The organism is Paraburkholderia sp. XV (assembly GCF_020177535.1).
In the GTDB taxonomy this organism is placed as follows: Bacteria; Pseudomonadota; Gammaproteobacteria; order Burkholderiales; family Burkholderiaceae; genus Paraburkholderia; species Paraburkholderia caribensis.
Map to the genome: position 1 here is coordinate 203172 of NZ_JAGUUD010000002.1, position 13700 is coordinate 216871.

Below are 13700 nucleotides of genomic sequence, written 5' to 3' on the forward strand. Positions count from 1 at the left end.
CACGCGGCACAAGCGCACATCAACAGAGCTTCACGGAGCATCGGGCAGAAAGCAGCATGACGTACGCGGTCAAGGAAATCTTCTACACGTTGCAGGGCGAGGGCGCGAACGCCGGACGTCCGGCCGTGTTTTGCCGGTTCGCCGGATGCAACCTGTGGTCGGGCCGCGAAGAAGATCGTGCCGACGCGGTTTGCCAGTTCTGCGATACCGACTTCGTCGGCACCGACGGCGAGAACGGCGGCAAATTCCGCACGCCCGAAGAACTCGCGGCGAAGATTGCTTCGTTGTGGCCCGAAGGCGAAGGCCAGCGCTTTGTCGTGTGCACGGGCGGCGAGCCGATGCTGCAGATCGACCAGCCGCTCGTCGATGCATTGCACGCACAAGGCTTTGAAATCGCGATCGAAACGAACGGTTCGTTGCCCGTGCTCGACACGATCGACTGGATCTGCGTGAGCCCGAAGGCCGATGCGCCGCTCGTGCAGACTAAAGGCAACGAACTGAAAGTGGTCGTGCCGCAAGAAAACCAGCGTCTCGCCGACTATGCGAAGCTCGACTTCGACTATTTCCTCGTCCAGCCGATGGACGGTCCGTCGCGCGATATCAACACGAAGCTCGCCATCGACTGGTGCAAGCGTCATCCGCAATGGCGGCTGTCGATGCAGACTCACAAGTACCTGAACATTCCCTGATTTGCCGTGCTGACGATTACACGAAAACTCGAATTCGACGCGGGCCACCGCATTCCCGATCACCGCAGCCAGTGCCGCAATCTGCACGGTCATCGCTACGTGCTCGAAATTACGCTGCAAGGCGACCTCGTCGAAACGGAAGGCGCGCCGGATCGCGGCATGGTGATGGATTTCGCCGACGTGAAGGCGCTCGCGAACGAGCACCTCGTCGACAAGTGGGATCACGCGTTTCTCGTCTATGAAGGCGATACGCAGGTGCGCGGCTTTCTCGAATCGATGGCCGGCCACAAGACGATCGTGCTCGACCGCATTCCGACCGTCGAAAACCTCGCCGCCGTTGCGTTCGACATTCTCGCGAACGTCTACGACGCGCACTATGGCGTCAATCTGCGTCTGCACAAAGTGCGTCTGTATGAGACGCCGAATTGCTGGGCCGACGTCGTTCGCGACTAAACGGGTTATTGTCACGGTATGATCGTTTCGATAACCACACGGAGCGAGACATGCCGGTCACCGCGCTGCGCTGCGGGCTCGATGCCCGCCACCATCAACTAGTTGTTGACGTCGGCCCTTCGGGCCGCGTCGTCTGTTGCTCGAGCCTGATTGCGGCTGTGCCTCACATCGACGGAGGCGCGCGATGAGCACCTTCACGAATCCCCTCAAGCTGCGTCTCAAGGACCCGGACCCGCTGTTCGGCCTGTGGCTGTCGCTGGGCAGCGATAGCGCGGCGGAAGCGCTCGCGCACGCCGGCTTCGACTGGCTGCTGATCGACATGGAGCATGCGCCCAACGACAGCGTCGACGTGACCGGACAGTTGCGCGCGATTGCTGCGGCGCATCTGCCGACCGAGCCCGTCGTGCGTCTGCCCGCCGTCGAGCCGTGGCTTGTCAAGCGCGTGCTCGACGCGGGCGCGCGCACGCTGATGTTTCCGAACATCGAGACGGCTGACGAAGCCGCCCACGCCGTTCGCCTGACGCAATACGCCACAGCCGACGCGCCGGACGGTCTGCGTGGCGTCGCAGGCGCCGTGCGTGCTGCCGCTTACGGCATGCGGCGCGACTATCTGCAGAATGCGAATGCGCAGATCGCGAATATCGTGCAGATCGAATCGCAACACGCGCTCGCAAATCTGGAGCAGATCGCGGCGACGCAAGGCGTCGATTGCCTGTTCGTCGGACCGGCGGATCTCGCGGCGAGCCTCGGTCATCTCGGCGATTCGAAACACCCTGAAGTCCAGGACGCGATGAAGCATATTCTGGACGTCGCGCATCGTGCGCGTGTTGCGACGGGCATCTTCGCGATGGACGTCGCGAGCGCGCGGCAATACCGGTCGGAAGGCTTTCGCTTCATCGCGCTGGCCGCCGACGTCATGTGGCTGTTGCGCACCACGCGACAGGCACTGCAGGAGGCACGGTCATGAAGCTGTTGTCGTTACGCGCGGTGCGCACTGCAAGCCGTGCCGTCGTGCTGAGCGCCCTGATGGCGAGCGCGGCGGCGCATGCGCAGGGCAAGACGCCGCCCGCCTCGGATATGGAAACGCAAACGGCCGTCGCCGATTACAACGCAGGCAATTTCACGTCCGCGCTCGCCGAGTTTCGCAAGGCCGCGCAGCGTGGCAGCCGCCTCGCCGAGTTCAACTACGCGATGATGCTGCTGAACGGCGAGGGCGGTCCTGCGAATGTCGAAGAAGGCAAGAAGTGGCTGCGCAAAGCCGCTGACGCGAACATGTCGCACGCGCAATACGTGTACGGCAAGATGTACGACGATGGCGAATTCGTCGGGCGCGATCCTGCCGAAGCGCATCAATGGTTTCTGAAGGCAGCGCAGCAAGGGCATATCCAGGCCGAACTGGCGCTGGCGAATCAGTTTCTCGACGGGCGCGGCACCGCGCGCGACAACCAGCAGGCGTTCTTCTGGTACAAAAAAGCGGCCGAGGGCGGAGACATGACCGCGCAGTACGTCACGGGTTCGTTCTACGAGCGCGGCGGCGATGGCGTCACGCAGAACCTGAACGTCGCGCGAGCCTATTACGCTGCGGCCGCCGCGCAGGGCGACCCGGCGGCGCGGCTCAAGTATCAGCAGCTCAGCACACAGTTACGCGAATCGCACGAAGCGAAGCCACAATGAAAAACGGCGCCTGAAAATTCAGGCGCCGTTTTGTTTTGCACGTCCGTGTTGCTGGTGCTGTCAGGTCAGCTTTGCATCAGACGCTTCTGTCGCGCGACGCTCATGATGAGCCCGATCGCGAAACCGAGCGTTGTCAGCGCGGTGCCGCCGTAACTCATGAACGGCAACGGCACGCCGACCACGGGAAGAATGCCGCTCACCATGCCGATGTTCACAAACGCATAGGTGAAGAACGCCATCGTCAGCGAGCCGGCCAGTAATCGGCCGAATAGCGTCGCGCCGTTCGCCGCGATGTACAGGCCGCGCGCGATCAGCGCCATATAGAGCGTCAGCAACACGATCCCGCCCGCCAGGCCGAACTCCTCGGAGAACACTGCGAAGATGAAGTCGGTGTGCTTCTCGGGAATGAACTCGAGGTGCGCCTGCGTGCCCTTCAACCAGCCCTTGCCGAGCGGGCCGCCCGAGCCGATCGCGATGACGGCTTGAATGGTGTGGAAGCCTTTGCCCAACGGGTCGGATGTCGGATCGAGCAGCGTGCAGATGCGGTGCTTCTGGTAGTCGTGCATCAGCGGCCATTGCACTTCGGGCTGACAGATCTTGTCCTGGAACGTTGCGATCGCGCCGACGGCGATCACCCCCGCGATCAGCACAGGGACGATCAGCTTGAAGCTCAGCCCCGCGAAATAGATGACGAAGAAGCCCGCCGCGAACACGAGCACGGCCGTGCCGAGGTCGGGCTGCTTCGCGATCAGCCCGACGGGCACCGCGAGAATCAGCACGCCGACGATGTAGTCCCACCAGCGGATGTTGCCTTCGCGACGCTGGTAGTACCACGCGAGCATCAGCGGCGTCGCGATCTTGAGAATCTCCGATGGCTGGATCACCACGCCGACGTTGATCCAGCGTTTCGCGCCCTTGCGTGTGAGGCCGAATAGCGCCACGGCAATCAGCAGCGCGACTCCGAATGTGTAGAGCGGGACGGCGAAGCGCATCAGCGTGGTCGGCGGGATGTTGGCCAGCACCCACATCAGTGCGAACGTCAGGATGATGTTGCGCAGCTGGTCTTCGACGCGGCCGGGCACGTCGAGGCTCGCGCTGTACAGCGTCACGATGCCGACGCACAGCAGCAGAAACACGATCAGTGCAAGCGGGCGATCGAAGCCCGCGAACATCTTCTTGAAGCGTTCGAGCCAGGCGCGCTTGTCGATTTGCATGCCTTTCTCCTTACTCGTCGATGCCGCCGGAAACGGGACCGCGCGGCACGGCCGGCGATTCCTCGTTACGCGACGGCGCAGCAGCGACCGGACGCGAATCGCTGGCCGGACGGGGTTTGCGTGGGGACTTGCGGGCGTCGGACGCCTTGACGGGTGCCGCAGCCGTGGTGGCTGCCGCGTCAGATGCAGCCGGCGACGGCGCGACTGTGGCCGACGCGACGCGCGGCGCCTTGGCCGCCTTCGATGCGGAAGCGGCGCGCGGCACTGCGGCTGACGCAGCGACAGGCGCCGAAGCCGAGGCCGCGCCCGACGCCGCGACGGCGCCAGACGCATCCGATGCAGGCACCGCATGCGGCGTCGATGCGCCCGCTGGCATCGGCAGCGGCTTGAAGCCAGCCGCGACGGCGACAGGCTGGATCTCGCCGGTCGGCGCTGTCGGCGCGCTGCCGATCACAGGCGCCGAGGTTTCCTCCGTCGCCGATGCCGCTGCCACGACGGCTGCCTGTTCGACGCCCGGTTTCAGGCGGTCGACGAGGTAATAGTCGAGCACGCGCCGCGCGATCGGGCCTGCCGCTTGCGCGCCCCAGCCACCGTTCTCGACGATCAGCGCGATCGCGATTTTCGGGTTGTCGGCAGGGGCGAATGCAATGAAGAGCGCGTGATCGCGCAGATGTTCGGCGAGTGCGTGACCGTGGTACTTCGCGCCTTGCAGCGAGAACACCTGCGCCGTCCCCGTCTTGCCCGCCGACACATAGGCGGCATTGCGGAACACCTGATAGGCAGTGCCCGACGGGTTCATCGTCACGTTTTCCATGCCACGCTTCACGACGTCGATATCGGACTGCTTCACGTCGATGCGTCCGTCGTCTTTCGGTACGGTAGCGCGCAGTGCCCGGGTGATCGGATTCTCGATCTCCTTCACAAGGTGCGGCTTCATCACCGTGCCGTTGTTCGCGAGCGTCGCCGTTGCATGCGCGAGCTGAAGAATCGTGTACGAGTTGTAGCCCTGGCCAATGCCGAGGCTGATCGTCTCGCCTTCGTACCAGCGTTGCTGCTCGGGCTTGCGATACGCCTTGCGCTTCCAGTCGGTCGAAGGCAGGATGCCGCGCGCTTCACCGGCGATATCGATGCCCGTGATCTGGCCGAAGCCCCACGGCTTCATAAAGCCGGCGATCGCGTTGACGCCGAGATCGTGCGCGAGCATGTAGAAGTACGTGTCGTTCGACACCATGATCGCGCGGTTCATGTCGATCCAGCCCTGACCCTGCGGCACGTCGTTGCGGAACGTGTGGCCGCCGAACGTGTACGAACCCGGGTCCTGGAAGCCCCACTGCGGCGTGCGCTTGTGCAGCGTCAGCGCGGCGAGCGCCATGAACGGCTTGTACGTCGAGCCGGGCGGATACGTGCCATGCAGCGGACGGTTCAGCAGCGGGTGATCGGGCGAGTTGTTCAGTTCGTCCCAGGTCTGCTGGTCGATGCCGTCGACAAACGAATTCGGATCGAAGCTCGGTGCGGACACGAACGCGAGCACGTCGCCCGTCGATGGCTCGATCGCGACCAGCGCGCCGCGGCGGCCCGCGAACGCCTGCTCGGCAACCTGCTGCAAACCGATATCGAGCGACAGCACGAGGTTGTTGCCCGGCGTGGCCTGCGTGCGCGACAGCGTGCGCACCGGACGGCCGCCCGCCGTCACTTCCACTTCCTCGAAGCCCGTCAGCCCGTGCAGCTCCGTCTCATAGCTCTGCTCGACGCCGATCTTGCCGATGTAGTCGGTGCCCTTGTAGTTGTTCGCGTCGAGGCGCGCGTCGTAGTGCTCGGGATCGCTGTCGTTCTGGTCGCTGGCGTCGTCGATCTTGTCCTGGTCGCGCTGCGAAATGCGCCCGATATAGCCGATCACGTGTGCCGCCGTCGGCCCGAGCGGATATTGGCGGAACAGACGCGCGCGCACTTCGACGCCCGGAAAGCGGAAACGCTGTGCGGTGAAGCGCGCGACTTCGTCGTCGGTAAGGCGGGTGCGGATCGGCAGGCTTTCGAAGTTCTTCGAGTCTTCCTGCAGCTTGCGGAAACGCCGGCGGTCACGCGCGTCGATACTGATGACGGTCGCGAGATTGTCGATCACGTTGTCGAGCGTGTCGTTCAGCTTCGACGGCGTGATTTCGAGCGTATAGGCCGAGTAGTTCTTGGCCAGCACGACGCCGTTGCGGTCGGTGATGATGCCGCGGTTCGGCACGATCGGCGCCACTGAGATGCGGTTTTCGTCGGCTTGCAGCGAGTATTTGCTGTAGTGCCAGACCTGCAGGAACAGGAAGCGGAACGCGATCAGCCCGAAGCAGACGAATACGAACAGCCCCGCCGCCGCGACGCGCAGGCGGAATTTCGTGAGCTGCTGCTGGGTGTCCTTGAATTCGGTCATGCGGTTGGGCAGGAACTGCCGGTTATGCGGTTTGAATCAATTCGGCGGCAAGGCGCCGGTGCGATGCCGGGTTTTGCGCCGCCGCTTTGTGTCGTCGAACGCTCGTGAGGGCGGCAGCATGGCGTGTTCATGAGCGGCCGGGCGGCGCGGGCGGTCAGATGGGCCGCGTATCGTCCGGATCGGCCGGACGGCGCTGCGGCATCAAAAGCAGAATGCTCGCGATGGGCCAGAGCGCCGCTTCGACGAACCCGTCGATCAGATAACCCCAGCCCGGAAACGATGCGCCCGTCAGCAGGCGGATCACGAACGGCACGAGTTGCGCGACGACGAGCAGCGGCATCACTGCGAAAACCTGCACGCCGATCGACATCCACAGCACACGGCGGTGGATCGTGATCGCGCCGTACGACAGCAGCGTGTAGGCGAGCGCGTGTTCGCCGAGCAGGCTGGCGTTGTGCACATCCATCAACAGGCCAAGCATGAACGCGATGCCCATGCCGACCTTGCGCGGCTGATGCACGTTCCAGAACAGCAACACGAGCGCGACGAAGTCGGGCACGCCGACCAGACGGCCCCACGGCATCATGTTCAGCAGGAAAGCGGCGGCGAGGCTGAACGCGATGAAATAAGGATTGACGGGCTGCAGGATGTACTGCGGGCGATTCATTGCTTGGCCCCCTGGTTTGCCCCTTGAGCGGCTTGAGGCTTCGCGCTCTTTTCAGCGGCCGGCTTCTTCTCCGTCGATACCTTGCCAGCAGGCCTGGCCGACGATGCGGCAGCCGGCGCGGCCGGTTTTGCCGCAGCCGCCGCAGGCGCCGATGCGGCTGCCGTCGGAGCAGACTTCGCGTCCTTTTCGCCTGGCTTGCCCTTGTCCTGCGTTTTCGCGTTCTTCTTTTTCGCTTCTTTCGCGGCTGCGGCGGGATCGGGTTCGTCGGCGGGGCGCGGCGGCACGTTGTTCTCGTAGTGTAGGACAAGCAGATCGCGCGCGCCGCGCACCGGCGCGACGGGCTGGCAGATCACGCGCGCGAACGCCGTGTCCGCCTGCTTGTCGACGCGTACCACCTTGGCGACAGGCAGCCCCGGCGGATAGATGCCGTCGAGACCACTCGTGACGAGTTCGTCGCCGGCCAGCACATCGGCACTGATCGGCACGAAACGCAGGTCGAGCGCGTCGCCCTTCGGCGTGCCGTAGATCACGCTGCGCAGACCCGTGCGGACGATCTGCACGGGGACGGCCTGGTCTTTGTCGGTGAGCAGCGTCACTTCGGATTGCATCGGGAACACGCGCGTCACCTGGCCGATCACGCCGTCTTCGTTGACGACGGGCGAACCGTCTCTGATGCCTTGTTGCGAACCGCGCCCGATCACGACCTTTTGCGTGAACGGATCGCGTGTGTCGTACTGGATTTCGGCGGGGATCGACTGCGTTGTCATTCGTTGCGACAGTTGCAGCAGATTACGCAGATGCGCGTTTTCCGCGTCGAGCTGGGCCGCCTGATTGGCCTGCTGCGACAACTGCAGATTGCGCGTGCGCAACTTCTCGTTCTCGCCGCGCAGCGTCGCGCTGGTCACGGCGAGATCGGCGGCGCCCATGAAGAAGTCGCGCGGCACCAATGCCGCGCGCTGCAACGGATACAAGCCCGCGCCGAGCACGCCGCGAACGATCTCGAGGGTGCGGAAGCGCGCGTCGGAAATGAGCAGGGCGAGCGCGACCAGCACGAAGAAAATCAGTCGTGCGAGTGCCGAGGGGCCTTGCTTGAACAGGGGCGGCGGACTGTATTCCATGGTCGCCGGGAGCGTGAGCGGTTGGGTGAAACGGCGGCGCGCTAGACGCGCGCGCAATGCACGAAGCGCACAAAGGCTGGCGGAGCCAGCCTTTCAGTGCGCGCTGCAGACATGGAGACTGGCAACCTTACTCGTACGAGAAGATGCTTCCGAGCTTGTCCATGCGTTCGAGCGCCATGCCCGAGCCACGCACGACGCAAGTCAGCGGATCTTCTGCGACCAGCACGGGCAGGCCCGTTTCTTCCGCCAGCAGGCGGTCGAGGTCGCGCAGCAGTGCGCCACCGCCCGTCAGCATCATGCCGCGCTCGGCGATGTCGGCGCCGAGTTCCGGCGGCGTCTGTTCCAGCGCGATCTTCACCGACGACACGATCTGGTTCAGCGGGTCGGTCAATGCTTCGAGAATTTCGTTGCTCGAAATAGTGAAGCTGCGCGGAATGCCTTCCGACAGGTTACGGCCCTTCACTTCCATTTCCTTGACTTCCGAGCCCGGGAACGCGGAGCCGATTTCCTTCTTGATGGCTTCCGCCGTCTGTTCGCCGATCAGCATGCCGTAGTTGCGGCGGATGTAATTGACGATCGCTTCGTCGAACTTGTCGCCGCCGACCCGCACCGAACCCTTGTACACGATGCCGCCCAGCGAGATCACGCCGACTTCCGTCGTGCCGCCGCCGATGTCGACGACCATCGAGCCCGTTGCTTCCGAAACCGGCAGGCCCGCGCCGATTGCTGCTGCCATCGGCTCTTCGATCAGATAGACCTGCGACGCGCCCGCGCCGTGTGCCGCTTCCTTGATGGCGCGGCGCTCGACCTGCGTCGAACCGCACGGCACGCAGATGATGATGCGCGGCGACGGCGAGAACATGCGCGATTCGTGAGCCGTCTTGATGAACTGCTTGATCATCTGTTCGGTCACGGTGAAGTCGGCGATCACGCCGTCCTTCATCGGGCGGATCGCCTCGATGTTGCCCGGCACCTTGCCGAGCATCTGCTTTGCTTCCTTGCCGACTGCCTGAATGGTCTTCTTGCCATTCGGGCCGCCTTCCTGGCGAATCGAAACGACGGACGGCTCGTCGAGAACGATACCTTTGCCACGCATATAGATGAGCGTGTTGGCCGTGCCGAGGTCAATGGCCAGATCGTTGGAGAAATAGCTGCGCAAAAAACCGAACATGCAAAATCCTGTCTCGCTGGGGGCCGGGCCTCGCATCGTAAGCGTAGGGCGGCAGCGGAAAAAAATTAGCAGCCTCATGTCCGGCCAATTGCGCCGTAAGAAGCATGAAACTGCGAGGGAACGTACCGGAGGCTATAGCAAGGTAGCCGAGCTGTCGCTCAGTCATATCCGAAAATGTCAGAAAGCCCTTGGTAAGACGGTCCGGGTTTGGGTCGAACGCGTAATGATACCTTATAATTTTGCTTGATTTGAAGGAAACGAATGGCAGTTTTTGCCGTCGTTGGCCCCAATTTCGAGGGCCTGCTCCAATGACCTAACCCGCTGTCGCAGCATCGTTTTTTCATCGTTGCGGCAGACTGCCACTTTTTCGGTGACTGCATGGCCCTGACTCTGACCGATGTGAAACGCATCGCCCACCTCGCTCGGCTCGAATTGCCCGATGCCGACGCCGAGCATACGCTGACCCAGCTCAACGATTTCTTCGGCCTCGTCGAACAGATGCAGGCAGTCGATACGACGGGCATCGCGCCGCTCGCGCATCCCATCGAGCAAATCGAAGATGTGGCGCTGCGTCTGCGCGACGACGCCGTGACCGAAAACGTGAATCGCGAGGACAACCAGCGTCCGGCGCCCGCTGTGCAGGACGGCCTGTATCTGGTGCCCAAGGTCATCGAGTAAGCGCCGAGTCAATGATCAAGCAAAGGGTTGTGTGTCACGCGTGCCAACGTCTGCGCGCAACACAACCCGCTTTGTTCGGCCCGGCCAGCCGGCGGGCGGCCGGATGCCTTTACGGCGGCGCATCGCGCCGTCGCGCTTTCCAGGAAAAACGCAATGCATGAGAAAAGCTTGACCGAACTGCGCGCCGCGCTCGACGCGAAGCAATGCTCCGCGGTCGAACTGGCGCAGTTGTATCTGAAGCGCATTGACGATCACAAGGCGCTGAACGCCTTCGTTCACGTCGACGCGCAACAGACGCTCGCGCAGGCGCAAGCCGCCGACGCGCAGATCGCCGCCGGCAACGCTGGTCCGCTGACGGGCCTGCCCATCGCGCACAAGGACGTGTTCGTCACGCGCAACTGGCGCTCCACGGCCGGCTCGAAGATGCTCGAAAACTATACGAGCCCGTTCGATGCAACGGTGGTCGAGCGTATCGCGCGCGCGGGCATGGTGTGCGTCGGCAAGACCAATATGGACGAGTTCGCAATGGGCTCGTCGAACGAGAACTCGTACTTCGGCCCGGTGCAGAACCCGTGGGACCGAAAGGCCGTGCCGGGCGGCTCGTCGGGCGGCTCTGCGGCGGCGGTCGCCGCGCGCCTCGCGCCCGCCGCGACAGGCACCGACACGGGCGGCTCGATCCGCCAGCCGGCGTCGTTCTCGGGCATCACGGGCATCAAGCCGACGTATGGCCGCGTGTCGCGTTACGGGATGATCGCGTTTGCATCGTCGCTCGATCAGGGCGGCCCGCTGGCGCAGTCGGCTGCCGACTGCGCGTTGCTGCTGAACGCTATGGGCGGCTTCGACGAGCGCGACTCCACCAGCCTCACGCACGATCACGAAAACTACACGCGCTATCTCGGCCAGACGTGGTCCGGCGCGGGCAACGCGGCCGACAAGCCGCTTGCGGGCCTGCGCATCGGCTTGCCGAAGGAATACTTCGGCGCGGGCCTCGCCGAAGACGTGCGCGCGTCCATCGATGCCGCGCTGAAGCAATACGAAGCGCTCGGCGCGACGCTCGTCAAAGTGTCGCTGCCGAAGACGGAACTGTCGATTCCCGTGTACTACGTGATCGCGCCGGCGGAAGCGTCGTCGAACCTGTCGCGTTTCGACGGCGTGCGTTACGGCCATCGCGCGGCCGAGTATCGCGATCTGCTCGACATGTACAAGAAGTCGCGCGCCGAAGGCTTCGGCCCCGAGGTAAAACGCCGCATTCTGGTCGGCACGTATGTGCTGTCGCACGGCTACTACGACGCGTACTACCTGCAGGCACAGAAGATCCGCCGCATCATCGCGCAGGATTTCCAGGAAGCGTTCAAGCAGTGCGACGTGATCATGGGCCCGGTGGCGCCGTCGGTTGCGTGGGATATCGGCGCGAAGGGCGACGATCCCGTGCAGATGTATCTCGCGGATATCTACACGCTGTCGGTGAGCCTCGCCGGTTTGCCGGGCATGAGCGTGCCGTGCGGCTTCGGCGCGGGCGCGAATGCGCAGCGCCCGGTCGGCTTGCAGATCATCGGCAACTATTTCAACGAAGCACGCATGCTGCAGGTAGCGGACGCGTTCCAGCGCGTCACGGACTGGCATCGCAAGGCGCCGGCGGGAGTTTAAGCATGGCAACACAATGGGAAGTCGTTATCGGTCTCGAGACCCACGCGCAGCTGTCGACGGTCTCGAAGATTTTCTCGGGCGCGGCCACGCAGTTCGGCGCCGCGCCGAACACGCAGGCGTGCCCCGTCGATCTGGCATTGCCGGGCGTGTTGCCCGTGATGAACCGGGGCGCCGTCGAGCGCGCGATCCAGTTCGGTCTCGCCATCGACGCGACGATCGCGCCGCGCAGCATCTTCGCGCGCAAGAACTACTTCTACCCTGATCTGCCGAAGGGCTATCAGATCAGCCAGTACGAAATCCCCGTCGTGCAAGGCGGCCAGATCACGATTCAGGTTCCCGCCAACGAAAAGGCCGGTAAAGAAGCGTACGAAAAGACCGTGAACCTGACGCGCGCCCACCTCGAAGAAGACGCGGGCAAGTCGCTGCATGAAGACTTCGCGGGCATGACGGGTATCGATCTGAACCGCGCTGGCACGCCGCTGCTCGAAATCGTCACCGAGCCTGAAATGCGCAGCGCCGCCGAAGCGGTCGCGTATGCGAAGGCTTTGCATGGTCTCGTCGTGTGGCTCGGCATTTGCGACGGCAACATGCAGGAAGGCTCGTTCCGCTGCGACGCGAACGTGTCGGTGCGCCCCGTCGGCCAGAAGGAATTCGGCACGCGCGCCGAGATCAAGAACCTGAACTCGTTCCGCTTCCTCGAGGAAGCGATCCAGTATGAAGTGCGCCGTCAGATCGAACTGATCGAAGACGGCGGCACGGTGGTGCAGGAAACGCGTCTGTACGACCCCGACAAGCGCGAAACGCGTTCGATGCGCAGCAAGGAAGACGCGCACGATTACCGCTATTTCCCCGATCCCGATCTGATGCCGCTCGTGATCGAGTCGTCGTGGGTCGAGCGCGTGAAGGGCGAACTGCCCGAACTGCCGGCGGCGATGCAGCAGCGTTTCGTCGAGCAATATGGCCTCACGCCGTACGATGCAGGCGTCGTCACGTCGAGCAAGGCGATGGCCGCGTACTACGAAGCCGTCGTCGCGAAGGTCGGCGCAGCGCAGGCGAAGGTCGCGGCAAACTGGCTGATGGGCGAAGTGTCGTCGCAACTCAACCGTGAAGACCTCGACATCGCGAACAGCCCGGTATCGGCCGCGCAACTCGCGCTCGTTCTGCAACGTATCGCCGACGGCACGATCTCGAACAAGATCGCGAAGGAAATTTTCCTCGCGATCTGGGAAGAGAAAGCCACGGATGACACCGCTGCCGACCGCATCATCGAAGCCAAGGGTCTCAAGCAGATTTCGGATACGGGCGCGCTCGAAGCGATCATCGACGAAGTGCTCGCCGCGAACCAGAAGTCGGTCGAAGAATTCCGCGCCGGCAAGGAAAAGGCGTTCAACGCGCTGATCGGCCAGGCGATGAAGGCGACCAAGGGCAAGGCGAATCCGCAGCAGGTGAACGAGCTGTTGAAGAAGAAGCTGGGCTGAGTGTCGTAGCGGTACGAGCCTTCGCGTGCGGCACGTCGCATGCGAAGCCATGACGGGCTGTTGTCGCATCGAAAGTCGCGCAACGGCCCGTTTGCTTTTTCATTCGACGTGACGGCCCGCCGCACAGGAGGAACCACGATGGCTAAGAAGAACAATCTCGACGATTACCGCGTGCCTTTTTTCGACGGGAACGACAAGGCGAAGTTTTCACTCGCCAGCATCGATCCGTCCTCGAAGCCGTTTTCGACGGGATCGAAAGATACCGACCGCGAACGGCTTGCCGAGGTCGGCGCGGCGTTGGATGCGCAGCAGGAACGCCTGCACGCGCAGCGCGTGCAGCGTGTTCTGCTCGTGCTGCAAGGCATGGACACGAGCGGCAAGGACGGCACGATCCGCGCGGTGTTTCATGAAGTCGATCCGCTTGGCCTGCGCATCGTGCCGTTCAAGGCGCCGACACTCACCGAGCTGGCGCACGACTTTCTGTGGCGGGTCCATTCG

12 protein-coding genes and 1 pseudogene are annotated in these 13700 nt (G+C 63.6%); 8 read left to right on the forward strand and 5 right to left on the reverse strand.

Annotation, left to right across the window (positions count from 1 at the left end):
- Window positions 1-56: 56 nt before the first annotated feature.
- From queE to KFO72_RS02165, 4 genes are all read left to right on the forward strand, one after another.
- Window positions 57-689 (forward strand): 7-carboxy-7-deazaguanine synthase, encoded by a 633-nt coding sequence (queE, locus tag KFO72_RS02150; protein ID WP_042305021.1) that lies wholly within the window; start codon window positions 57-59, stop codon window positions 687-689.
- A 9-nt stretch (window positions 690-698) separates the two neighbouring features.
- Window positions 699-1142, forward strand: a complete 444-nt coding sequence (gene queD, locus KFO72_RS02155) for a 6-carboxytetrahydropterin synthase QueD (RefSeq protein ID WP_085954608.1) — start codon at window positions 699-701, stop codon at window positions 1140-1142.
- Between the two features lie 184 nt (window positions 1143-1326).
- On the forward strand, window positions 1327-2109 hold the full coding sequence (locus KFO72_RS02160; protein ID WP_054929402.1) for an HpcH/HpaI aldolase family protein: 783 nt from the start codon (window positions 1327-1329) through the stop codon (window positions 2107-2109).
- Window positions 2110-2168: 59 nt separating this feature from the next.
- Entirely contained in the window at window positions 2169-2816 is a 648-nt protein-coding gene (locus KFO72_RS02165; RefSeq protein WP_224101700.1) for a tetratricopeptide repeat protein, read from the forward strand.
- A gap of 65 nt (window positions 2817-2881) precedes the next feature.
- On the opposite strand, the gene rodA is transcribed toward KFO72_RS02165, so the two are convergent.
- The 5 genes from rodA to KFO72_RS02190 all read right to left on the reverse strand — a co-directional run bounded on the left by rodA (window position 2882) and on the right by KFO72_RS02190 (window position 9399).
- Window positions 2882-4030 (reverse strand): rod shape-determining protein RodA, encoded by a 1149-nt coding sequence (rodA, locus tag KFO72_RS02170; protein ID WP_007581982.1) that lies wholly within the window; start codon window positions 4028-4030, stop codon window positions 2882-2884.
- A 10-nt stretch (window positions 4031-4040) separates the two neighbouring features.
- Window positions 4041-6443, reverse strand: coding sequence for a penicillin-binding protein 2 (gene mrdA / locus KFO72_RS02175; RefSeq protein WP_054929404.1), 2403 nt, complete (start codon window positions 6441-6443; stop codon window positions 4041-4043).
- A 154-nt stretch (window positions 6444-6597) separates the two neighbouring features.
- A complete protein-coding gene (gene mreD, locus KFO72_RS02180) occupies window positions 6598-7110 on the reverse strand; it encodes a rod shape-determining protein MreD (RefSeq protein WP_007581986.1) in 513 nt (170 codons plus the stop codon).
- Entirely contained in the window at window positions 7107-8228 is a 1122-nt protein-coding gene (mreC, locus tag KFO72_RS02185; RefSeq protein ID WP_054929405.1) for a rod shape-determining protein MreC, read from the reverse strand. The genes mreD and mreC overlap by 4 nt, the downstream gene beginning before the upstream one ends.
- A 127-nt stretch (window positions 8229-8355) precedes the next feature.
- Entirely contained in the window at window positions 8356-9399 is a 1044-nt protein-coding gene (locus KFO72_RS02190; protein WP_004189550.1) for a rod shape-determining protein, read from the reverse strand.
- 378 nt (window positions 9400-9777) lie between these two features.
- Here KFO72_RS02190 and gatC point away from each other — a divergent pair, with 378 nt between their 5' ends.
- From gatC to KFO72_RS02210, 4 genes and pseudogenes are all read left to right on the forward strand, one after another.
- On the forward strand, window positions 9778-10077 hold the full coding sequence (gatC, locus tag KFO72_RS02195) for an Asp-tRNA(Asn)/Glu-tRNA(Gln) amidotransferase subunit GatC (protein ID WP_060599448.1): 300 nt from the start codon (window positions 9778-9780) through the stop codon (window positions 10075-10077).
- A 153-nt stretch (window positions 10078-10230) separates the two neighbouring features.
- Window positions 10231-11724, forward strand: coding sequence for an Asp-tRNA(Asn)/Glu-tRNA(Gln) amidotransferase subunit GatA (gatA, locus tag KFO72_RS02200; RefSeq protein WP_060599447.1), 1494 nt, complete (start codon window positions 10231-10233; stop codon window positions 11722-11724).
- Between the two features lie 2 nt (window positions 11725-11726).
- Complete coding sequence (gene gatB / locus KFO72_RS02205; protein ID WP_054929408.1) at window positions 11727-13202, forward strand: Asp-tRNA(Asn)/Glu-tRNA(Gln) amidotransferase subunit GatB; 1476 nt, start codon at window positions 11727-11729, stop codon at window positions 13200-13202.
- Window positions 13203-13340: 138 nt separating this feature from the next.
- A pseudogene (locus tag KFO72_RS02210) lies at window positions 13341-13700 on the forward strand (polyphosphate kinase 2 family protein); the annotation flags it as partial.